Raw genomic sequence first — 23133 nt, 5'->3', positions numbered from 1 at the left:
TTGCCCGGTGTTGAAAATTGCTTATTTTTGCAAAAAGTGAAGTGAAGAAAGGAGAAAGCAGTATATGGAAGAAAATATAAGTCAGAAGGAAAAGGAAAAAGCCGAAGAGGAAATGATCGAACAGGCATTCCAAGAACTGTTGAACGACTATTTGGCCACCAAGCACCGCAAGCGCGTCGAAATAATAACCAAAGCATTCAACTTTGCCAACCAGGCGCATAAGGGCATCAAGCGTCGTTCCGGCGAGCCCTACATCATGCACCCCATTGCTGTGGCAAAGATTGTCTGTAATGAGATAGGACTGGGGTCTACTTCCATATGCTCGGCATTGCTGCATGATGTGGTGGAGGACACCGACTACACCGTAGAGGATATTGAAAACATCTTCGGTCCCAAAATCGCCCAGATTGTAGACGGGCTGACAAAGATTTCCGGCGGTATCTTCGGCGACCGTGCCTCGGCGCAGGCAGAGAACTTCAAGAAGCTGCTGCTCACCATGTCCGACGATATCCGGGTTATCCTCATCAAGATAGCCGACCGTCTGCATAACATGCGTACACTCGGCTCCATGCTGCCCAACAAGCAGTTCAAGATTGCAGGCGAAACACTCTATATTTATGCCCCGCTCGCCAACCGCCTCGGCTTGTACAAAATCAAGACAGAACTGGAAAACCTGAGCTTCAAGTACGAACATCCGGAAGAGTACCACGAGATAGAAGAGAAACTGGAAGCCACCGCCGTGGAGCGCGACAAGGTATTCAATGAGTTCACCGCTCCGATACGGGCGCAACTGGACAAAATGGGACTGAAATACCGTATCCTTGCCCGTGTAAAGTCCATCTACTCCATCTGGAACAAAATGCAGACCAAGCATGTCCCCTTCGAGGAAATCTATGATTTGCTTGCTGTCCGCATCATCTTCGAGCCCCGCAATATAGAGGAAGAGCTAAACGACTGCTTCGACATTTACGTCTCCATATCCAAGATATACAAGCCCCACCCTGACCGCCTGCGCGACTGGGTGAGCCATCCCAAAGCCAACGGCTACCAAGCCCTGCACGTCACCCTTATGGGTAACAACGGGCAATGGATTGAAGTACAAATCCGCAGTGAACGCATGAATGACGTTGCCGAACAAGGCTTTGCCGCCCACTGGAAATACAAAGAAGGCGGAGGCAGCGAAGATGAAGGCGAACTGGAGAAATGGTTGCGTACCATCAAGGAAATTCTGGACGACCCACAACCGGACGCCATCGATTTTCTCGATACCATCAAACTGAACTTGTTTGCATCGGAAATTTTCGTCTTCACCCCGAAAGGCGACCTCAAGACCATGCCGCAGAACTCTACGGCACTGGACTTTGCCTTCTCCTTGCATACCGACATCGGCAGCCACTGCATCGGCGCCAAGGTAAACCACAAACTGGTTCCCCTAAGCCACAAACTGCAAAGCGGTGACCAGGTAGAGATATTGACCTCCAAATCGCAACGCGTGCAGCCGGAGTGGGAAGTGTATGCCACCACCGCCCGCGCCCGCGCCAAGATTGCCGCCATCCTGCGCAAAGAGGCGAAAGCCTATCAGAAAGAAGGTGAAACCATACTGAACGAATTCTTCAAAAACGAGGATATACGTATGGATGATGCTGCTCTGGACAAGCTGACCAGGCTGCACGGCTTCCACACCCGCGACGAGCTGCTCGTTGCCATCGGCAACAAACGGGTTGTGCTGGGCGATGCCGACAAGAACGTGTTCAAGGAAAAGCAGAACAGCAACTGGAAGAAGTTCCTGACCTTCTCCTTCGGTAACAAGGACAACAAGGATGCCAAAGAACAACCGGAAGAGAAAACACCGCAAGAGAAAATCAACACTAAGCAGATTCTGAAGCTGACGGAAGAGACCATCTCAAAGAACTATATTATGGCCGACTGTTGCCATCCCATTCCGGGTGACGACGTACTGGGATACATCGACGAGCAAAACCGTGTTGTCATCCACAAGCGCCAATGCCCCGTTGCCACCCGCCTTAAGAGTAGCTACGGAAACCGTATCATCGCCACCGAGTGGGACACTCACAAGGATTTGTCGTTCCTAGTCACCATATATATAAAAGGTATAGACAGCATGGGATTGCTGAACGAAGTAACTCAAGTCATCTCCCGCCAGCTCAACGTGAATATCCGTAAACTGACCATCGAAACCAACGACGGTATCTTCGAAGGAAAGATACAACTCTATGTACACGATGTGGACGACGTGCGCACTATCTGCAATAACCTGAAGCAGATACAGAATATAAAACAAGTGACGAGAGTAGAGGAATAAACGGAGTGGTATTTATTCTACTTCAGTCCTTGAATATTTTCCTTCAAGCTCTCCACATCCTCGTAAGTAAACTCATCCAATGCCAGTTTCATGCCTACCAGTTCTTCGCGGATAGCTCTCAGGCGATCTACGATTTCAAAGTTGCGTATCGTAGCTTCTTTATTGTCTTTCATCCGTTGGCGGGCGCCGGGCAAGGTCATTCCGCGCTCCTTCACCAGATGATAGATAAGTTTCACTGTCTCAATGTCCTCCTTACGGTACTGGCGTATTCCCCGCCCCCCCTTCTTCGGATTGAGTTGCGGAAACTCCTTTTCCCAGAAACGGAGCAGTGATTCGTTGACATCGAACATGGCAGCCACCTCGCTGATGGAGTAATATAACTTTAAATTCTTATCTGTATTCAGCATGATGTAATCCTTTCTCTATAAATCATCCGTCAATCAAGCACCTTACCATGGTTCGCCGCAATCTGTATCATGCGGTCATAATCCTCGGCACTGAGATCCATGAAGTAGTAGTTGACGGGATTCACAACCTTTCCCTTGACGTGTACTTCGTAGTGCAAGTGCGGACCAGTACTCTTGCCCGTACTGCCTACCCCGCCAATGACCTCACCACGTACCACTTTCTTGCCCAACTTCGTCCGGAAATCGCGCAAGTGTGCATACACCGTCTGATAACCGAAGCCGTGGTCTATCACAATTCTGTTGCCATAGCCCGATTGCCAGCCCATCTGCACCACGGTGCCATCTCCCGTGGCATAGACATCCGTGCCCTGGGGAGCCGAAAAGTCCATACCCTCATGGAACTTGCTGGTACCATAAATGGGGTCGATACGCGTACCGTAACCCGAAGCGGTCTTACGGAGGTCTTTATTGGAAACCGGCTGTATGGCAGGAATGCAGCGCAGCATTTCATCATGATTCTTGCACATCTCCACCACATCGTCAAAGGAGCGGGACTGGATATAGAGTTGCTTGCTAATCATATCCATTTTCTGCGTGGTATTGATAACCAAGTCGGAGTTAGCCATATCCATCAGATGCTCATAGCGGTTGGTACCGCCGTATCCAGCCTGACGGATGGCAGAAGGAATAGGGTCGGCCATGAAAATCACCCGGTACAGATTGTCATCACGCTGCTGTATGTCTTGCAGCACTCCCATAGCCTCGTCCAGCCGGCGGGAGAGGACGTTGTACTGCGCCTGCAGTTTGCTGTTCTCCTTTCGCAACTCCTTCTCCGACGGAGAGCCGAAGATAAGCAGCAATACGATGAAACTGCCCGCACCCAGCCCCATACCGATGAACAAACGGCGGAGAATGCTCAGCGCCCGCTGCCTCACGGTAGGATAAATACGGTCGTACGTCTGCGTCTGGGGATTATAAATGTAGTAAACTTTGCGCATCTTAGGAAATATTTCGCTTGTCAATGCGACAAAAGTAATAAAAACAAGCTATCTTTGCACAGTTTTTTCAAGAATATTAAGACTAAGTAGCAAGTAGTTAGTAGTAAGAAACGGGCAAAAAACGACAAGAGAAGGTAAATCAAATTAGAATCAGATAAATCAATAGAGAGTATGTTGACTGCAAACGAAATCAGAGACTCTTTCAAGAGTTTCTTCGAAAGTAAAGGTCACCAGATAGTGCCTTCGGCCCCGATGGTGATTAAGGATGACCCCACGTTGATGTTCACCAATGCGGGAATGAACCAGTTTAAAGATATTATTTTGGGCAACCACCCGGCGAAATACAAAAGAGTTGCTGACTCGCAGAAATGCCTTCGCGTAAGCGGAAAGCACAACGACCTGGAGGAAGTGGGTCACGATACCTACCACCACACCATGTTCGAGATGCTGGGCAACTGGTCGTTTGGCGACTACTTCAAGAAGGAAGCCATCTCCTGGGCATGGGAGTATCTGGTGGATGTATTGAAACTCGACCCCAAAGACCTCTACGCCACCGTATTCGAAGGTAGCGCCGAAGAAGGACTGGAACGCGACAACGAAGCCGCTTCTTACTGGGAGCAGTTCTTGCCGAAAGACCACATTCTGAATGGCAACAAACACGATAACTTCTGGGAAATGGGTGATACGGGACCGTGCGGTCCGTGTTCGGAAATCCATGTGGACTCCCGTTCGGAAGAAGAGAAGGCCAAAGTACCCGGCAGCCAGCTGGTGAACAAAGACCACCCGCAGGTGATTGAAATCTGGAACCTCGTGTTCATGCAGTTCAACCGCAAGGCGGACGGCAGCCTGGAAGGACTTCCCGCCAAGGTTATCGACACCGGCATGGGCTTCGAGCGACTGGTGCGCACACTGCAAGGAAAGACCTCCAACTACGACACCGACGTATTCCAACCGATACTGAAAGCCATCGGAGACATGGCAGGCAAGAAGTATGGCGAAGATGAGAAGTCGGACATCGCCATGCGTGTAATTGCCGACCACATCCGCACCATCGCCTTCTCCATCACCGACGGACAGCTTCCGAGCAATGCCAAGGCAGGTTACGTCATCCGTCGTATCCTCCGCCGTGCCGTGCGCTACGGTTACACGTTCCTCGGACAGAAGCAGGCATTCATGTACAAGCTCCTCCCCGTACTCATCGAGAACATGGGCGCCGCTTATCCCGAACTGGATGCACAGAAGGAACTGATTGCCAAAGTTATCAAGGAAGAAGAAGACTCCTTCCTCCGCACCCTGGAGACGGGTATCCGCCTGCTGGAAAAGACCATGGCAGACGCCAAAGCCGCCGGCAAGAACGAAATCAGCGGAAAGGATGCCTTTACCTTATATGATACCTTCGGTTTCCCGTTCGACTTGACGGAACTGATTCTCCGCGAAAACGGCATGACTGCCGACATCAAGGAGTTTGACGCCGAAATGCAGCAGCAGAAACAGCGTGCCCGCAATGCCGCCGCCATAGAGACCGGTGACTGGATTACGCTAAAGGAGGGTACTACCGAATTCGTAGGATATGACTATACGGAATACGAAACATCCATTCTGCGCTACCGCCAAGTGAAGCAGAAGAACCAAACCTTGTATCAGATTGTACTGGACAAGACTCCGTTCTATGCCGAAAGCGGCGGTCAGGTAGGTGACACCGGTGTATTGGTGAACGAGTTTGAGACCATCGAAGTGGTAGACACCAAGAAGGAGAACAACCTGCCTATCCACATCACCAAGAAGCTGCCCGAACACATGGAAGCTCCGATGATGGCATGCGTGGATACCGACAAGCGTGCCGCTTGTGCCGCCAACCACTCTGCTACCCACTTGCTGGATGCTGCGCTGCGCGAAGTATTGGGCGAGCATGTAGAGCAGAAGGGCTCTTTGGTTACACCGGACTCCCTGCGTTTCGACTTCTCACACTTCCAGAAGGTGACGGACGAGGAAATCCGCAAGGTGGAACACATCGTTAATGCAAAGATTCGCGCCAACATACCTTTGAAAGAATACCGCAACATTCCTATCGAAGAAGCCAAAGAACTGGGCGCCATCGCTCTGTTCGGCGAGAAGTACGGCGACCATGTACGCGTTATCCAGTTCGGTTCTTCCGTAGAATTCTGTGGTGGTACGCACGTGGCTGCAACCGGAAACATCGGTATGGTGAAGATTATCTCCGAAAGCTCCGTGGCTGCCGGTGTGCGCCGTATCGAAGCCTACACGGGTGCACGCGTGGAGGAACTGATGAACACCATCGAGGACACGCTGCACGACTTGAAGGCGCTCTTCAACAACGCACCCGACCTTGCCGGAACCATCCGTAAGTATATTGACGAAAACGCCGGACTGAAGAAGCAGGTAGAGGACTTCATGAAAGAGAAAGAAGCACAGCTGAAAGAAAGACTGCTGAAGAACGTGCAGGAAGTCAATGGCGTTAAAGTCATCAAGTTCTGTGCTCCCCTGCCGGCAGAAACAGTGAAGAACATCGCCTTCCAGTTGCGTGGCCAGATTACGGAAAACCTGTTCTTCGTAGCGGGAACAGAAGCCGAAGGCAAGCCGATGCTGACCGTCATGCTGAGCGACAACCTCGTGGCAGGCGGACTGAAAGCCGGTAACCTGGTGAAAGAAGCTGCCAAACTTATCCAAGGCGGTGGCGGTGGCCAGCCCCACTTTGCAACTGCCGGCGGTAAGAATGCTGACGGACTGAACGCTGCCATTGACAAAGTTTTGGAATTGGCAGGATTATAATTGAAAATAATTGGCGAAACACTTGACATCGCCTCTGTGATGTTGTATATTTGTAATGTCATTTTTTAGATATTTCAAAATTAAACTACCGGGAAAGGAGGAGCATTGCTTCTCCTTTTCTTTTTATCCTCCACGGTATTCCATTTGAAATGCCACATGCCGGCTCCCCAAACTCCACACCTTACCATCCTAAATGCCACACCTTAGCAAGTGAAATGGCTGGCATTTACCCTCCAAAGCCCTGGGGTTTCCGTGAAAAACCCTAAGGTTTGGGACAGTGAAGTGGAGGGAACGGATGATTAGTCCAGAACAAACAGACAATGCATTCGAAGCAAACGAATGATGCATACAGAACAGACAGATGATGCGCAACAGAAACAAAAACGGGAAGCCTAAGCCTCCCGTCTGTTAATCTTTCGTAAATCTGCTCTTGACAAGATTTCCACTAAAACCTTATTCCATCCGAAGTATAAACATTTCGCGATAAACCACCAGTGCACCTTCGGGCAGCAAACTGGAAGGACAGAAAGGAGTTACATTTTCCGCAAGTACACATTTACCATTTCCCGAGACCGTCCGCGTAAAGAGCCTCTTCTCTCCATTATAAGTAAACTGCCACAATGCATATGTATCTCCGTTCTCATCTTCCACTGGAACTGTCTCGTATATCCCCATTAGCGGTTCCTCCTCTTTTCCCGTCGGATAGATTTCCAATACACCTTTCCACATACTATTGGAGAAATCTTCGGGCACCAACACATAATACCCGCCATCCTTCACCCAAGGACGCTCGGCAAGTGCCTTAGAAACATCACCCAGCAGTTCCGTCGGTGCACCACTACTGATACCATACTCGAAGCCCATTTTCGTCAACGTATATTGCCTACGACCTTTCACCGTGATGCGCAGTTGTGTTTCCTCACCGGAACCATCCATCACCTTCACAATCGTCTCCCCCTCTGCCAGCGGATGAATCTTGATACGCTGATACCCGTTGACATCATCGGTAAAAGTCACGGAAGCCACCGACTCGTGCTCGTTAATCACATTATAGGAACCGTCGCCGCCGTCAATGCCCAGCACTGTATCTTCGTTTGTTTCAGAAAGATAATAAGAAAGATTGGACACCAGATTGTCACATGTCCCAATCTGGTAGATAGGCTCCACACCTTCGAAAAGTACCATGCTTCGGTAATCGTCCTCGCAACCGGAAGCGGTAAACAGCAGTGCTATCAAGGCAAAGAGAGAGTATAGCTTCTTCATACTTGTTCAGTTATAGTTGTTCTATCTACAAAAATACAAAAAATGCCGGAATACTGCATCGGTACCCCTCTCTTTTTCAAACTATTTGTTCTTCCGGATAGTTCACCAAGTAGAGCGTTCCCGTGGCACGGGTAAAGGCGGTGTAGAGCCAACGGAAATAATCGGGTGTCAGGTATTCATCCGTCATATACCCCTGGTCCAGAAAGACATTCTTCCATTGCCCGCCCTGCGCCTTGTGGCAAGTCACGGCATAGGCATACTTCACTTGCAAGGCGTTGTAGTACGGGTCTACCTTCATCTTCTTCATCCGCTCGCGCTTCACGGTGATGTCGGCATAATCTTCGAGGACGGAGTAGAAAAGCCGGTCGTTCTCTGCCTTGGGCAGCGCAGGCGAGTCGGTATGCAGCGTATCGAGCAGCATGTTCACTTCCAGTTCAAAGTCGTTATAGTCGGGAAAGACCAGCGTCACGTCTGCAAAGCGGAAGCCATACAGCTCTCGCGTACGGCGCACGCGGCGCACCACGGCAGTCTCACCGTTGGCAATGAAATCCATCTCCTTCTCCTTTTCCGTCCAGAAGTAGTTATTTTTCGCCACCATCAACAAATCACCGGTGTTTAATTCATCCTCACGCCAGAGAATCTGCGCACGGATGCCTTTGTTGTAGATGTTCGCCCTCTTGTTGGAGCGGCACACCACGATAGTTTCATCCAACCCGTCATGGTCGTAGCAAGAGTTCAGCGTTTCTATCAGCTCATTTCCGGGCAGAACTTTAATGTCGGCAAACCCCGAAACCTTTATCTTCGGCAGGCTGTAGCAATCGTCTTCCGCTATCAACTGCCGCAGGCGGGTGGCGTTCCACAAAATACCCGACTGCTGTTCCTGGCGCACCACCTGCGTCAAGTCCACCTCCACCACTTCCAGCCCGTAGCCTCTCAAGGCATCGGCAAAAAGGGCAGGACTCTGCTCCTCCCCCACCGGCGGCAACTGCGCCGTATCGCCCATCAGCAACAAGCGGCATCCCTGGCCGGAATAGACAAACTGCACCAGGTCGTCCAGCAGCCTGCCCGTGCCGAACATCGAACCGGACAGTCCCTCATTGGAAATCATCGATGCCTCATCCACTATATAGAGAGTGTGAGTTGTCAAATTATCGTTCACAGAAAAATTGCTCAGCTCGTTGGAGAAAGATTGCTGTCTATAGATTTTTTTATGAATCGTAAACGCCGGATGCCCCGCATACGCCGAGAAAACCTTTGCCGCCCGTCCGGTCGGTGCCAGCAATACCGACTTCTGTTGCAACTTGTCCAGCGTCCGCACCAAGGCACCGACCAACGATGTTTTACCCGTCCCCGCATAACCACGAAGCATAAAAACCACCTCGCTACGGGGCGACAGCAGGAACTCCGATAAAGATTTTAGAGCAATTTCTTGTTCAGGAGTTGGTTGGTAAGGAAAATTTTCCTTAATTTGCCTTTCTAAATAGTTATTTATCATTTTTGTAACAGAAAAAAGTAAAGGGAACTATCGTTTTTAAATTAATTTCTTTTATTTTTGCGGTGCGAATATAACAACTAAAAAACATATTTATCATGAAAACAGTATTTAATGTCATTTTAGGCTTATGTGCTTTGGTGCTAATTTATATTTGTTATGCCAGCATTATGGGTCCTATCAACTTTGAAAAAGCAAAGAAGCACAGAGACGCAGCCGTCATTGCACGTCTGATTGACATCCGTAAAGCACAATTGGAATATCGTACTTTACATGACCAGCAATATACTGCAAGCTTCGACTCTCTGATTGACTTTGTTAAAAACCAGAAACTTCCGTTCATCTTCAAGCAAGGAGAACTGAACGATAAGCAGCTGGAAGACGGTCTGACTGAAAAGAAAGCCATCAACATCATCAATAAGGCAAAGAAGACAGGTAACTATGCTGACGTCAAGAAATGGGGATTGGAAAACTTCAAACGTGACACCTTGTGGGTAGCCGTATTGGACACTATCTTCCCGAAGGGCTTCAACCCCGATTCAATGAGATATGTTCCCTTCGGAAACGGTGCACAGTTCGAAATGGCCATCAAGAACGATACAGCTAAATCCGGTGCTCCTTTCTGTCTGCTCGAAGTGAAGACTCCGTACGAAGTTTATTTGAACGGTCTGGATGCACAAGAAATTGCCAACATCAAGGACGTACAAACCAAACTTGGCAAGTACTGCGGTCTGATGATTGGTAGCTTGGAAACAGCTAACAACAACGCCGGTAACTGGGAATAATCTCACCCCGACAAACGTATGATAGAAACGACTGATTTTAATAAATCGGAACAGTATACATTATCCATCCGTCTCAGTACGGATGGATTTTCTTTTTCTGTGTTCAACCCTCTGGGCGACGGTGAGTTCTCTTACTACGACCGTGCAGTGGACGAGTCCCTCTCCCTCACTGCCAATCTGAAACAGACCTTCCGCGAACTGGCATGGCTGGAACGCCCCTTCCGCCGTGTCAATGTGCTCATGGTAGACAAACGCTTCACGTTCATTCCCCTGGAGTTCTTCGAGGACGAACAAACGGAAATCATTTTCTATCACAACCATCCTAAACGGGAAAACGAAACCGTACAATACAACATACTGCATAAGAACAACACTGTCGTACTGTTCGGCATGGATAAGAGTGCCTGCTCCTTCCTTCGCGAACAGTATCCCGATGTCAAGTTCTATTCCCAAGCCAGCCCCTTCATTGAGTTCTTCTCCTCAAAGAGCCGCTTGGGCAACAACCGGAAGATGTATGCACACTTGCGAAAAGATGCCGTAGACGTATACGGCTACGAGCGCGGACGCCTCCTTCTTGCCAATTCCTTTGAATGCAGAAGCACACCCGACCGTGTCTACTACCTATTATATATATGGAAACAACTCGGCTTCGAGCAGGAGCGTGATGAGCTGCACCTGACCGGTGACCTAAACGACAAAGAACTGCTACTGCCCGAACTGCGAAAATTCATCCGGCAGGTATTCATCATGAATCCCGCCACTAATCTTGACCTGCAAGCCATAACCCTATGCGAGTAATCAGCGGAATATACAAAAGAAGACGTTTCGACGTGCCCCACTCCTTCAAGGCACGCCCCACCACAGACTTTGCCAAAGAGAATCTGTTCAATGTGCTCTCCAACTACATGGACTTTGAGGACGGCATCCGTGCCCTCGACCTATTTGCCGGTACGGGCAGCATCAGCATCGAGCTTGTGTCCAGAGGCTGCGACCAAGTAATCAGCGTGGAAAAAGACCGCGACCACTATGCCTTCATCTGCAAAATTATGCAGGAATTAAAGACGGACAAGTGTCTACCCATACGCGGTGACGTATTCAAATACCTCAAAAGCGGACGCGAGCAGTTCGACTTTATCTTTGCCGACCCTCCCTACGAGCTTGCCGGGCTGGAAACCTTGCCCGATCTCATCTTCGAGAACAACTTGCTGAAAGAAGACGGACTCTTCGTCTTGGAACACGGGAAGAAAAACAGTTTCGAGGAACATCCGCACTTTGTGGAGAGAAGGGTATACGGGAGCGTGAACTTCACGATATTTAAATGATGAATGAAGAATGGTACGATATGAATACACTTCAAGAAATTCTTCATTCATCATTCTTCATTATAACAGCGGCGCCATCAGCCGCACCACACTCTCTGCAGCCTTACGATACCAGGGGCGCTTCACCCAGTTCTTCAGGAATACTTGTACGCAGTCGCGCTGGTCTTGAAGGAAGATTTCGCGCATCTGAAGCGCTGTTTCTGTGTCATAGATGAAGGCATTCACCTCAAAGTTATGTTCAAAACTGCGGAAATCCACATTCGTAGAGCCTACCGTGGACAACTCATCATCCGAAACCATCAGTTTGGAGTGCAAGAAGCCTTTCTTATAGAAATAGACCTTGACTCCCGAATAGAGCACATCTGCCAGATAAGAGCAGGAACCCAGATGCGTCAAGCGGTTATCAGCACGCATGGGCAACATCAGACGCACATCGACACCTGACAAGGCGGCTGTCTGCATAGCAACAAGTACGGCTTCGGTGGGCAGGAAGTAGGGAGTCTGGATATAGAAATATTTCTTTGCGCTGGAAATGGATATGACAAGTCCCTGCATAATGTCTTTCCATGGGCCTACGGGCTCACTCGTTACAATCTGCGCCAAGGAAGTACCGCAGTTTTCTATTTTCGGGAAATAGCGGGTAGACGTAATCAGTGTACGGTCCACAAAGTACCAATCGAGTAGGAAGGCGGTCTGCAATCCGTGAACAGCCTTGCCCTCCAGCAGCAGATGTGTGTCCCGCCAGATGCCCCATGAGAATCCGCGCATATAGCGTTCGGCAAGATTCATCCCCCCCACAAAGCCGATGCGCCCGTCAATGACAACTATTTTCCGATGATTACGATAGTTCACCTTACTGGTGAAAAGCGGAAAACGTACCTTCAGAAAGCTGCGTACCTCGATACCGGCCTCGCGCATCTCTTCAAAAAAACGGTTGGGAACATGCCAACAACCCACATCATCATAAATCACACGTACCTCTACCCCGGCACGCGCCTTTTCCATCAGGACATCACGTACCAAGCGCCCAATGGCATCGTCCTCAAAGATATAGAATTCCATGTGGATATGCTTCGTTGCTTTCCCCAGTTCGCGCAGCAGGGATTGCAGCATGGAGAGCCCCAGGGTATAGGCTTCCACCCGGTTTCCATCGAAGGGGAAAGCCTGGTTGGTATTACGGAACAAGGATATGAGACGACTGTAATTGATGGGAAGCGCACATGAGTCCTGCGCCAGATATTCTGCCATAGGTTTCTTCAACAAACGGCTGTAACTCTTCTTCCCTATCATGCGCACACGGCGCTGACTACGCCCGAAGAAGAAGTAAAACACCAGCCCCACGATGGGAAGGAACATCAGTATCAGTATCCATGCCATGGTTTTCACCGGATTGCGGTTGTCGAGGATAATGACGACAATCGTTCCGATGATGGCACCGAAATAAACAATGTCGAAGGCTATCGTAGCAATCTGGCTGGCAATGAAGTTCCAATCAAGCATGTTCACAGACAATTAAGTGTGAAACAAATGTAGGAAAAACACAGAAACTTTCACCGAAGATTACAGAGATTAACATAAAAGTCCCTCTTCCCCCAACTTGTCTGAAAACTTATACTTGCTATCGCTTTGACGCGGATGACGCAGATGACGCAGATTTTTAATATTCTTATCTGCGTCATCCGCGTCTGAAAAATAATCAAAAAGAAACCTGCCACAGAATTGAGAGTGTATCAGAATGACAAGCTGATTAGGGGGGTGATCCCCTCCGCTTTAGAACGGCCTGCGTCCTCCGAAACCGCCAGGACCATGCCCCGGACCGAAGCCCGGACCGCCGAAGCCGCGTCTGCCCTGCATCTTATCGCGGGCGGCCTTGCTGCCGAAAATATTCAGACGATAGATGAAGTGAAGCATGCAATAGCTGTTCACGCCGTTATATTCGTACACCGAGCGGCCGCTTGCAGTCAGCGAACGGCTGATGTTACTCTGCTTCTTCAGAATGTCGTACATCTCGAAGCTGACGGTGGCATTCCCTTTCAGGAAAGTCTGCGACAACTGTGCATTCCAGATAAGCTCGTTACGGTTCATACTGCTGTCCGTATATCCTCGACGGCTCTGGTTGGCAATGTTGGTAGAGAGCGTCATGTTCCACGGCATGGAAATCTGCGTATTGGCACCGTAGGAGAAGGTATAGGGCTCCTGATTATTGTCAGGCGTCAGTTTATCCTTCTCTATTGAATAGGAGATGCTTCCGTTCAAGCCGAATTCAAACCAGTCATTACGATAGGCGGCATTCAGACGTTCGCCCAGCGTCAGGTTGGTGGTTGTATTCTTCCGTTCCACGGCATCTGCTCCCTTACCGGACGTCAGATAAGCCACATTGTTCTGATAGTTGGCATTGGAGAAGGAGTTGATGGTATACTTCTTATTGGGCAGTGCCGTATTGAAGCCAAACATGCCGAACGCATTCCAATTACCGTTGATATTTTTCGGAGTTGTAGTCCATCCACCAGTCTCCGAATTGTACACACGGCTATTGCTGATGCTATTCTGCGTTGCCGAGAAGTTGACGTGTGACATAATACCGCGCTGCTTTTCGGCATTATACGTATTATAGAAGAATCGCATGTTGTGCGTGAAGGAAGGCTTCAAGCCCGGATTACCGATACGTACATTCTGCGGATTGGAGTTGTCCACAATCGGCAACAGATTCTCCATACTCGGTTGGCTGCTACGCCCGCGATATGTCATACGCAACTGGCTCACCTTGGAGAAACGGATGCGCAAGTCCAGGTTCGGAGCGAAGTTGAACACATTGCGGGTGGTATCAATCATATAGTCGCCGCGCTTATAGGACAATACAGAATGCTGCGGCTGGAACGACATACCTGCGCTCAACTGATACTTCTCGCGGATAAAGCGCAAAGACACGGATGCATCGTGGTTGTAGTAGCGGTATTCCGCATACTTACCCAGACTATCCACCGCATGCTCTTCATATCCCGTGGGAAGCTGGGTTGACAATCCCCAATCCGGAAAACCCTGCAAATCATACGTCGTCTTGTCGCTCTCGCTATACTTGTACTGGAACTGATAGCTGAATTGCAAGAAAGTGGCGCGGGCTATCGGTTCGCTGTAAGTCAGCTGTGCACTGTAATTGTAGTTCTTGGTAGGAGTAGTGATGTACTGGTTACGAACCAAGATGGAGTCTCCTCCCAAAGCATTCAGTAACTGGAAGTAATGTGTTTCCGACTCCGTATACTGGTTGTTGTCATTATTGGTATAACCGAATCTTCCACGGAACGTGACATTGCGTCCTTTGTCATTCAGCTTTCTGTTCAACTGCAAGGTTGCATCCGTAGACACACTCTTGTTGTCGTTCAGCGAACCGCTGTTGATAGCATTTATACGGATACTCCTCAACGGGTCATCGTCCGGATTAAGAATCTTCTCCAGATTCAGCCAGTTATTGGGGTCACTCACCAGACTGTAAGGGTCGGAATTGAACGTACCGCTCTCAGAATTGGAGAGATTGTCCGTTTTGCCGTACGAGAAGTTGGGACGGAAAATGATATTCGTCATCGAGTCCGGCTTCCACTCCATACGGAAATCGGCATTGAAATTCTTGGCTTTGTTACGTTGCCTGCTGTTCGAGTTGGAGTAAGAGTTGCCGTCCGGCAGAAAGTCCTCGGTAGAACCGATACTTGCAATATCCCCATCCTGATAGTTGTAGCGTGCACTACCGCCCAGTTCCAGCTTATCGGTTTGGGTAGCGAAGTTCACACCCAGCATTTTCGTTGCAGTAAGTCCGTTGTTCCTGCGCCAGCGCGGAGGACCGCCACCACCCGAAAAGCCCTGGTCGTTCACGTTATTGGCAGAACCCACTACCGACACCTGGGTTTTGTCCACGAAGCGGTTCAGCATAAAGCGGCCCATATAGCGGTCTTCCGTCCCTCCGGCCACGTCGGCATTACCGAACCAACCCTGGTTCATGCCTTTCTTTACGGTCAGGTCGAGCACCGTCTCCTCCTCACCGTCGTCAATACCGGTGATACGTGCCAAATCGGACTTCTTATCGTAGGTTTTCAGCTTCTCTATCATATCTACCGGCAGGTTCTTCAAACCGGTCTTTACGTCTCCACCGAAGAACTCCTTGCCGTCGACCATAATCTTCGACAAGTCCTTACCGTTGATTTTCACATTACCCTCGTCGTCAATCTCCGCACCGGGCAGCTTCTTCACCAACTCCTCGAGCATGGCTCCCTCGGGGGTACGATAGGCAGATGAAGTATATACCAGTGTATCTTCCACCACCTGCACTTGCGGCGCTTCTGCCGTAACCACAGCCTCGGCCAGCATCACCGCATCCGTTTCCAATGTCAGTGTACCCACGTTCTTGGCAGTTGTCGTAGCATAAAGGTGTAAAGGGATGTACTGGCTCTTGAATCCGATGTAGGAAACCTTCAGCACGTATTTACCCGCACTGACTTTGGGAAGAGTGAAATAACCTTGTGCCGTAGTGGCCGTACCCGATGCCTGAACACTGTCTGGCAACAAAAGCAACTGCACGGTAGCTTGTATCGCAGGCTCCTTGGTGTCCTCCACGACACGGCCCGATACCGTAATGTTTTTGGTCTGTGAAAATGCAGACAGCGTTGTTACCAACAGCAACGCCATCCCCGTGATAATTTTCTTCATGTGTCTATTCTTTGTCTATTCTAAATGAACAATGCCTTTTATTCACTGTTTCATTTGACAGACTTCCGGGCAAAAGGTTTAATGCCCCACATGACGATTTGCTTTATTTATCGACTATTCCGCTTAAATAATCTATCAACTGTCGCTTTCTTTATACCAAATTCCAAGCAAAGCACATTCAATATAAGAAATATGAGAAAAGAAGAAGAATCGACCGAAAGGAGGTCACCCTGCGCCACCCGGTAGAGCATACCGCCGAAGATAAAAAGAACGGTCAGAAAGATGGCATTGCGCGTGGACTTGTTGCGCACCTGCTCTATCTCCTTATTCTCGTTCTTCGTCAAGGCAAAGATTATCATCAGTGCCCCCATCATCATCAGGAGTTTGGAGCATTCCTTGTAAAACAGCAAGTTGGCATCTGTCACTTTTCCCCACAATAGGAATATGAAAGGAAGGAACAACGCCAGAGCTATGATGAAATAACCCAACGGACGGCAATAAACGGGAAGTAATGCTCTCATTTCTATCAATCAATTACAAATTACTAATTACAAATAGCGGGAGGCAGATGACGGAAACACCTTGCCACCCATAGAATTTCGCGGGACAAAGATAACGTTTTATTGCCAAAAGAGCTATCTTTGTGCCACAATATAATGAAGAAGGCTCCCTTTCCTTCATAATCCGTAACATCAGTAATTGGTAATTCGTAATTTGTAATTAACAAGATGAGTAAACAAGAAGTAATCCTTTGCGAAGGACTGGCAAACAGCCTGACGCATGCCATAGCGAAGTGTCCCCATGACAAGCTTTTCATCCTTACCGACGAGCATACCCACCGCCTCTGCCGCCCGCATCTGGACGGTATCCCCGCCCTGGAAGAAGCGGAAGAGATTATTATCGGGGCAGAAGATGTGCACAAGAATATGGAAACGCTGGCTGCCGTATGGCAAGCCCTGAGTGAGAAAGGGGCCAGCCGCCACTCCCTGCTCATCAATCTGGGCGGTGGCATGGTGACCGACCTTGGCGGTTTTGCCGCTTCCACCTTCAAGCGGGGCATCGCCTACATCAACGTTCCCACTACGCTGCTCGCCATGGTCGACGCTTCCGTGGGAGGCAAGACGGGCATCAACTTCAACGGTCTGAAGAATGAAATCGGCGTCTTTGCTCCTGCCGCCTGCGTGCTGCTGGAAACCGAGTTCCTGCGCAGCCTCGATGCCCATAACTTCTTCTCCGGCTATGCGGAGATGCTGAAGCACGGCCTCATCAGTACCCCGGAACATCTGGCGGAACTGCTGGCCTTCGATACGGAGAAGATAGATTATGCCTTGCTGAAGTCCATGGTAGGACGTTCCGTGCAGGTAAAGGAACGCATCGTAGAAGAGGACCCACTGGAACATGGCATCCGCAAAGCCTTGAACCTGGGGCACACCGTGGGACACGCCTTCGAAAGCCTCGCCCTTGCCGAAAGGCGTCCGGTGCTGCACGGCTATGCAGTGGCATGGGGGCTGGTCTGCGAACTCTACCTTTCTTATATAAAGACCGGATTCCCGAAGGACAAGATGCGCCAGACCATCCAATTCGTCAAAGAGAATTATGGCAGCTTCACCTTCAACTGCAAACAGTACGACCAGCTGTACGAACTGATGAAGCATGACAAGAAGAATACCGCCGGAGTCATCAACTTCACCCTATTGAAAGAAGTGGGTGACATCTGTCTCAACCAGACGGCAGACAAGGAGACTATCTTCGAAATGTTCGACTTTTATAGGGAGTGCATGGGAGCATAGCACTCCCGGCAAGGAGAGACAGTATTCTCTGAATTCTTCCACATTCATCGCTCACTCCTCCCCCGAAAAGTCCTCCGTATCATTTTCCATCCCAACTGGGTCTTCATCCGGAATTCCCGTCTTTCCCTCGGCCCGCTCCTTTCGCAGCGTTTCCGGTCGCAACATATCGTGAGGGAAATATCGGCTAAGCGGATAACGGTAGAAATCCATCCCGCTGTTCAGCCTCGCCACCAGCGACTTATCCGGACGAAAATAGACACGGGATAAGCGTACCTTGCCCGGCATCACATCGTCGGGATGCTCAAACCCGTCACTCGTCACCGCCACATGGAAGGAACCCAGCCCCTTAATGGTCACCGACTCTCCCTCCATCAGCGCTTCCTCTATAAACTTCGGCAAATCTATCAATACACTCTGCACGTCTCCCGAACTCATCCCTTTTCTGGATGCCATACGCTGCGCCAGCAGCTCTGCCGTCACACCTCCACGCCGCTGTAACACACGCTGCACAGCATAATAGAGTTGCTTCACCCCTTCTGCCGTGCGGAAAACCTTCTTTCGAACCAAATAGACTATACTCATACTCTTTTCACAATGAACATAATGTTTCTTACTGCAACCAGACTGCTGACACCCCACCCGAAGGTTACTTCCCCTAAACAGAAAGCCAGTTTCCATACGGCCGGACAGCTATTCCCCAACATGCACGAGATGCACATCTCATGCAGTTCGAGACATACATCTCAACACACGCGAGATGTGCATCTCATACAGCAAAGGTAATCATATTCCACCTGATATACAAATATCTTTCATGTATCGGGGAATAATATTCCGCACCAGCTTACTCCGGCTCTTATCATTAATTAACAATGCTGCATGCAGGGTTTTCGCAAATATGCTATTTCTATAAAAGCAAGACCTATTCCAAATGTTTAATTTAAAAGAGTACACTATGAAAATGAAGTCAATCTTTAACAAGAAAATTTTAATCGCTATTGCAACCATCAGCTCCTTAAGCCTCCAATCGTGCCTGGACGACGATGATAATTATGCCATGAGATTCCCCAATGCCCTGGTAACGGTAAAGACCGATGCAGACCAGACAGTCTTTCTGCAATTGGATGACAAGACCACTCTGCTGCCTACCAACATGACGAAATCTCCCTACGGCGAGAAGGAAGTCCGCGCTTTGGTAAACTACAAGAAAGTGGACGAGCCCAGCGATATCTACACCCAAGCTGTACATATAAACTGGATAGACAGTATCCTTACCAAACCCATCGCCCCGGATTTGGGTGAAGAGAACGATACCGTATACGGCACCGACCCGGTGGAAATAGTGAACGATTGGGTAACCATCGCAGAAGACGGTTATCTGACCCTTCGCTTTAGAACTCAGCAAGGAGACTATCAAACAAAGCACTTTGTCAATCTGCTGCTGAGCGAGAATCCGGAAAACCCGTATGAAGTAGAATTCCGCCACAATGCCAAGGGCGACATTTACGGCAGGTATGCGGACGGACTGGTTGCTTTCAAGTTGGATGCCCTGCCTGATACAGAAGGCAAGACCGTTAAATTGAAACTGAAGTGGAAATCATTTAGCGGCGAAAAATCTGCGGAATTCGATTATTGTACCCGGAAATCCGTAACGCCCGAAAGTCCGGCTATCACTTCCGTAAGAAACAGCCTAAACCTGCAATAACTTCATTCAAAGTATGCCTGCCCGCTCAAAGCCATTGCCTTGCGAAGCAGGCATACAAGTAAAAAGAGAGCAGGGCACGTTGGCCGAAAGCCTTGAAACTGCAAATTATAAGTTCATTCAATAAAAAAAGCACTATAAATATTTGCTATTTTAAAATAAAGCCGTACATTTGCACCCGCAATTCGGGATGTAGCTCAGCCCGGTAGAGTACGCGTCTGGGGGGCGTGTGGTCGCAAGTTCGAATCTTGTCATCCCGACTGTTGAGCATTGAGGAGTTAAGTCTAAAACTTAGCTCCTTATTTTTTTACATTAACTCAATGTCCGATATTCATTCGGAGAACATCCTACAACTCTTTTGAAAGCCTTGCTGAAATACTGTGGATATTGATATCCTAAGGCATAAGCAACGTCACCGACAGATTTAGCGGGGTCAGTAAGCAACTCTTTTGCCCTATCCATTATTTTGGTTAATATATATTCTTGCGCAGAAACACCTGTCTCCTTTTTAATCAAGTCTCCGAAATAATTTGCAGACAGGTTCAGTTGGTCTGCACAATAAGCCACAGTCAGCGTACCCCGCTCAGCGGGTTTATCCGATACGAAATAGTCGTTCAGCAATGCTTCAAAAGAGCCGAGCATGCCCTTGTTCTCCTTTTTACGGGTAGTAAACTGTCTATCATAGAAACGAATGCAATAGTTGAGCAGCAGCTCGATGGCAGAAGCGATAATCAGGTTAGTGTGACGGTCTGCCTGGTTGTATGTTTCCTCGTCAATCTTTGTCAAACAATCAATGATGGTCTGTTGCTCTTGTTTGGATAGATGCAATGCTTCGTTAGCGGCGTATGAGAAAAACGTATAATCCTGCATATGCCGACCGAGCGGCGTACCGCGTAGCAGGTCGGGATGGAACAACAGACACCATCCGGAACCGGTAAAAGTCGACCCGTCGGCTTCATGCCCGAATACTTGCCCCGGAGCGATAAACAGCAGCGTGTTCTCCTGAAAATCGTAAGAGCGACGACCGTAGGTCAAATCGTCCGTACATCGTAGTTCTTTCAGAAAAATCACATACATCCCCACGTGCTTGCGTGCATGGGGTACGGGGTGCGGCATACGGCTTCCCTCTATGACACTGACCAGAGGATGCCTTGTTTCCACACCCATATAGTCATTGTACTCCTTTATCGTTTTCAGTTGCATAACCTTCTCCATAACAGTCTATTTCAGTGGTTTCTATGCAAATGTAGAAAATATCTTCAGGTTATCTCTCCAATCAGTAAAAATTATCCTTTAAACCGTAATTCATGACCGGTCGAAGTGGAAAATCCAGCCTAATTTTGCAGCAAGTAAAACTTGATACATAATAATAAAGATTATGAAACTAAAAATGAGAATTATGACAACGCTACTCGGACTTGTCTTTGGATGCGGCATCGCAGCTTCGCAAACACCGAGAGCAGAACAAACCATGAACAGTAAACGACAATACATCGCAGAGGTCGCAGCCCTTACAAGCATGGGGCACCTCGACCAATTAAGAACAGTCCTTATCGGTGGACTGAATAGCGGTATCACCGTCAGCGAGCTTAAATAAGTTATGGTCCATTCCTACGCCTATTGTGGTTTTCCGCGTGCCCTGCGCGGACTGCAAACATTGGTTGCGGTACTTGACGAGCGTAAGGCAAAAGGCATCAGAGACAACCAGGGGCGCGAAGCGTCACCGATAACCGATACCCGCAGCAAATACGAACGCGGACGTGACATTCTTGCAGAGATTTCGGGCACCCCGGCAGATGCGCCGAAAGCCAACTATGCCGTCCTGGCCCCGGAAATCGAAGTATTCCTTAAAGAACATCTCTTTGCCGAGCTTTTCGAGCGGGACGTGCTGACCTATGCCGAACGGGAACTGGCAACCGTTGCCATAATAGCTTCTTTGGGCAAAGGCGTGGAACCGATGCTGAAAGGGCACATGGGTATTGCGCTGAATGTAGGCGTAACACCGGACGAATTACGCGGTGTGCTGGCTATCATTGAAAAGAATATCGGACGTAGCGAAGCCGATAATGGCAAACAAGTATTGAACGAATTATTGCAAAGCAAAGGGTTGACTACCAAACCGGAAACCCCGATTGTAGCAGTGGAGAATGACGTGAAGAAACAGAAAGTGACATTCCACAACCGTTTTTTGATTGATATAGTTGGCGACCTCTATTTCCCTGCGGACTATGATGCCACAAAGAAATATGCCGCCATCATCGTCGGTCATCCCTTTGGTGGCGTCAAAGAACAGACTTCGGGACTCCATGCCCGTAAGTTGGCGGAACTCGGCTATGTGGCATTAGCCTTCGATGCGTCCTATTATGGCGAGAGTGGCGGTTATCCGCGTCGTATGGAATCGCCCGAAGTGCGGGTAGAAGACTTCAGTGCGGCAGTCGATTTCCTCACGAACCATCCGGCTGTCTATGCTGATAAGATAGGAGTAATCGGTATCTGTGGCGGAGGCTGCTACTCTGTCAGTGCTACGCAGATAGACCATCGCATCAAGGCACTTGCCACCATCAGTATGTACGACATGGGCCGCGCCCGCCGTCAGGGTGTAGGCGACTCGCAGACTTACGAACAGCGTATGGCTATCCTTGATGAAATCGTCCGCCAGCGTACGATGGAATATGGTGGGGCTGTACGCAAGGATATCCGTGCCCTGCCCGAAAAAGTGGATGAGAACACACCGAAGTTTGCCATCGACTTCCTCGATTATTACGACAATCCACAACGCGGTCAACATCCCAACTCTACGGGCTATTACTCCTACACGAGCCTCGCACCGATGATGAACTTCTTCCCCTTTGCGCAAATCGAGACTATATCGCCACGTCCTATGCTTTTCATAGTGGGAGAAAATGCAGTATCGAAATATTTTTCTGAGGACGCATACGCGAAAGCCGCCGAACCGAAAGAACTGTTTGTCGTACCCGGAGCTACGCACGTGGATTTATACGACCAGCCGAAATATCTGAAAATCACGCTTCCCAAACTGGACTCTTTCTTTAAACAACATTTAAAATAACTCTTCAAGATGAAAAAGATGACTTACTTATTTCTACTGGCTGCAACACTTGGTGCTTGCAGTCCGAAACCGGAAAACAAGATTGAAACACCCCCAAAAGCATCAGCCTCTCTCTTTCCCCAAGGAGATGCCATCGAGGGCAGCAATTTCAACGGAACGGCATACCTCCAACGGCTGATGACCGACAGTGAAACATTCGATGTGGTAGTCTCCGACGTGATATTCGAGCCGAAAGCCCGAAACAGCTGGCATTCGCATCCGGGCGGACAGATTCTGATTGCCACCGCCGGAAAAGGTTACTATCAGGAAAAGGGGAAGCCTATACAAGTGTTGAATCCCGGCGATGTAGTCGCTATTCCGGCAGATGTGGTGCATTGGCACGGAGCGGCTCCCGACAGCGGATTCACGCATATAGCTATCAATACAAAAGTTCATTTGGGTGCTACACAGTGGTATGAACCTGTAAGCGATGAAGAATACACTAATCAATAAATAT

The 23133-nt window shown here is 49.1% G+C and carries 17 protein-coding genes, 1 tRNA gene and 1 pseudogene; 10 read left to right on the top strand and 9 right to left on the bottom strand.

Annotation, left to right across the window (positions count from 1 at the left end):
- Positions 1 to 64: 64 nt before the first annotated feature.
- Complete coding sequence (locus tag ACESTD_RS03910) at positions 65 to 2323, top strand: bifunctional (p)ppGpp synthetase/guanosine-3',5'-bis(diphosphate) 3'-pyrophosphohydrolase (RefSeq protein WP_005824059.1); 2259 nt, start codon at positions 65 to 67, stop codon at positions 2321 to 2323.
- A gap of 17 nt (positions 2324 to 2340) precedes the next feature.
- On the opposite strand, the gene ACESTD_RS03905 is transcribed toward ACESTD_RS03910, so the two are convergent.
- Entirely contained in the window at positions 2341 to 2730 is a 390-nt protein-coding gene (locus ACESTD_RS03905; protein WP_005824060.1) for a MerR family transcriptional regulator, read from the bottom strand.
- Between the two features lie 29 nt (positions 2731 to 2759).
- Complete coding sequence (locus tag ACESTD_RS03900; protein WP_005824061.1) at positions 2760 to 3728, bottom strand: M23 family metallopeptidase; 969 nt, start codon at positions 3726 to 3728, stop codon at positions 2760 to 2762.
- 171 nt (positions 3729 to 3899) lie between these two features.
- Between ACESTD_RS03900 and alaS the strand changes: the two genes are divergently transcribed.
- The gene (alaS, locus tag ACESTD_RS03895; RefSeq protein WP_195288443.1) at positions 3900 to 6518 is read left to right on the top strand and encodes an alanine--tRNA ligase; all 2619 of its coding nucleotides are present in this window, start codon (positions 3900 to 3902) and stop codon (positions 6516 to 6518) included.
- 453 nt (positions 6519 to 6971) lie between these two features.
- Here the strand turns inward: alaS and ACESTD_RS03890 are convergent, their stop codons facing one another.
- Together ACESTD_RS03890 and ACESTD_RS03885 are read right to left on the bottom strand one after the other, a co-directional pair.
- Positions 6972 to 7781: a hypothetical protein gene (locus ACESTD_RS03890; protein WP_005824063.1), complete on the bottom strand. Its 810-nt coding sequence runs from the start codon at positions 7779 to 7781 to the stop codon at positions 6972 to 6974.
- Positions 7782 to 7857: 76 nt separating this feature from the next.
- Positions 7858 to 9276 carry an ATP-dependent RecD-like DNA helicase gene (locus ACESTD_RS03885; protein WP_057254324.1) on the bottom strand — a complete coding sequence of 473 codons (1419 nt, stop codon included), beginning with the start codon at positions 9274 to 9276 and terminating at the stop codon, positions 7858 to 7860.
- A gap of 95 nt (positions 9277 to 9371) precedes the next feature.
- Between ACESTD_RS03885 and ACESTD_RS03880 the strand changes: the two genes are divergently transcribed.
- From ACESTD_RS03880 to rsmD, 3 genes are read left to right on the top strand one after another with little or no spacing between them, the layout of a single operon-like run.
- Entirely contained in the window at positions 9372 to 10058 is a 687-nt protein-coding gene (locus ACESTD_RS03880; protein ID WP_005835160.1) for a hypothetical protein, read from the top strand.
- An 18-nt stretch (positions 10059 to 10076) separates the two neighbouring features.
- Positions 10077 to 10856, top strand: coding sequence for a DUF3822 family protein (locus ACESTD_RS03875; protein WP_195288441.1), 780 nt, complete (start codon positions 10077 to 10079; stop codon positions 10854 to 10856).
- Positions 10847 to 11380: a 16S rRNA (guanine(966)-N(2))-methyltransferase RsmD gene (rsmD, locus tag ACESTD_RS03870; RefSeq protein ID WP_005824070.1), complete on the top strand. Its 534-nt coding sequence runs from the start codon at positions 10847 to 10849 to the stop codon at positions 11378 to 11380. The genes ACESTD_RS03875 and rsmD overlap by 10 nt, the downstream gene beginning before the upstream one ends.
- 60 nt (positions 11381 to 11440) lie before the next feature.
- On the opposite strand, the gene cls is transcribed toward rsmD, so the two are convergent.
- The 3 genes from cls to ACESTD_RS03855 all read right to left on the bottom strand — a co-directional run bounded on the left by cls (position 11441) and on the right by ACESTD_RS03855 (position 16596).
- Entirely contained in the window at positions 11441 to 12880 is a 1440-nt protein-coding gene (cls, locus tag ACESTD_RS03865) for a cardiolipin synthase (RefSeq protein WP_005824073.1), read from the bottom strand.
- A gap of 270 nt (positions 12881 to 13150) precedes the next feature.
- Positions 13151 to 16075, bottom strand: a complete 2925-nt coding sequence (locus ACESTD_RS03860; protein ID WP_034523096.1) for a TonB-dependent receptor — start codon at positions 16073 to 16075, stop codon at positions 13151 to 13153.
- A gap of 107 nt (positions 16076 to 16182) precedes the next feature.
- Positions 16183 to 16596: a hypothetical protein gene (locus tag ACESTD_RS03855; RefSeq protein ID WP_005824079.1), complete on the bottom strand. Its 414-nt coding sequence runs from the start codon at positions 16594 to 16596 to the stop codon at positions 16183 to 16185.
- 207 nt (positions 16597 to 16803) lie between these two features.
- Here ACESTD_RS03855 and aroB point away from each other — a divergent pair, with 207 nt between their 5' ends.
- Positions 16804 to 17865: a 3-dehydroquinate synthase gene (gene aroB / locus ACESTD_RS03850; protein WP_005835147.1), complete on the top strand. Its 1062-nt coding sequence runs from the start codon at positions 16804 to 16806 to the stop codon at positions 17863 to 17865.
- A 51-nt stretch (positions 17866 to 17916) separates the two neighbouring features.
- On the opposite strand, the gene ACESTD_RS03845 is transcribed toward aroB, so the two are convergent.
- Entirely contained in the window at positions 17917 to 18447 is a 531-nt protein-coding gene (locus tag ACESTD_RS03845; protein WP_008665685.1) for an HU family DNA-binding protein, read from the bottom strand.
- 373 nt (positions 18448 to 18820) lie between these two features.
- On the opposite strand from ACESTD_RS03845, the gene ACESTD_RS03840 reads away from it, so the two are divergent.
- Complete coding sequence (locus ACESTD_RS03840; protein ID WP_373158678.1) at positions 18821 to 19570, top strand: NigD-like protein; 750 nt, start codon at positions 18821 to 18823, stop codon at positions 19568 to 19570.
- Positions 19571 to 19753: 183 nt separating this feature from the next.
- Positions 19754 to 19827 (top strand) — tRNA-Pro (locus tag ACESTD_RS03835).
- Positions 19828 to 19879: 52 nt separating this feature from the next.
- Here the strand turns inward: ACESTD_RS03835 and ACESTD_RS03830 are convergent.
- Positions 19880 to 20782, bottom strand: coding sequence for an AraC family transcriptional regulator (locus ACESTD_RS03830; protein ID WP_055288487.1), 903 nt, complete (start codon positions 20780 to 20782; stop codon positions 19880 to 19882).
- A 163-nt stretch (positions 20783 to 20945) separates the two neighbouring features.
- Here ACESTD_RS03830 and ACESTD_RS03825 point away from each other — a divergent pair.
- Both ACESTD_RS03825 and ACESTD_RS03820 read left to right on the top strand, forming a co-directional pair.
- Positions 20946 to 22637, top strand: a pseudogene (locus ACESTD_RS03825) (carboxymuconolactone decarboxylase family protein).
- A 9-nt stretch (positions 22638 to 22646) separates the two neighbouring features.
- Entirely contained in the window at positions 22647 to 23129 is a 483-nt protein-coding gene (locus ACESTD_RS03820; RefSeq protein WP_005835130.1) for a cupin domain-containing protein, read from the top strand.
- Positions 23130 to 23133 lie beyond the last annotated feature (4 nt).

Source organism: Bacteroides sp. AR20, from assembly GCF_964250605.1.
In the GTDB taxonomy this organism is placed as follows: Bacteria; Bacteroidota; Bacteroidia; order Bacteroidales; family Bacteroidaceae; genus Bacteroides; species Bacteroides uniformis.
The sequence above is the reverse complement of the archived record's forward strand: the minus strand, read 5'-3'. Positions and strand labels throughout refer to the sequence as shown.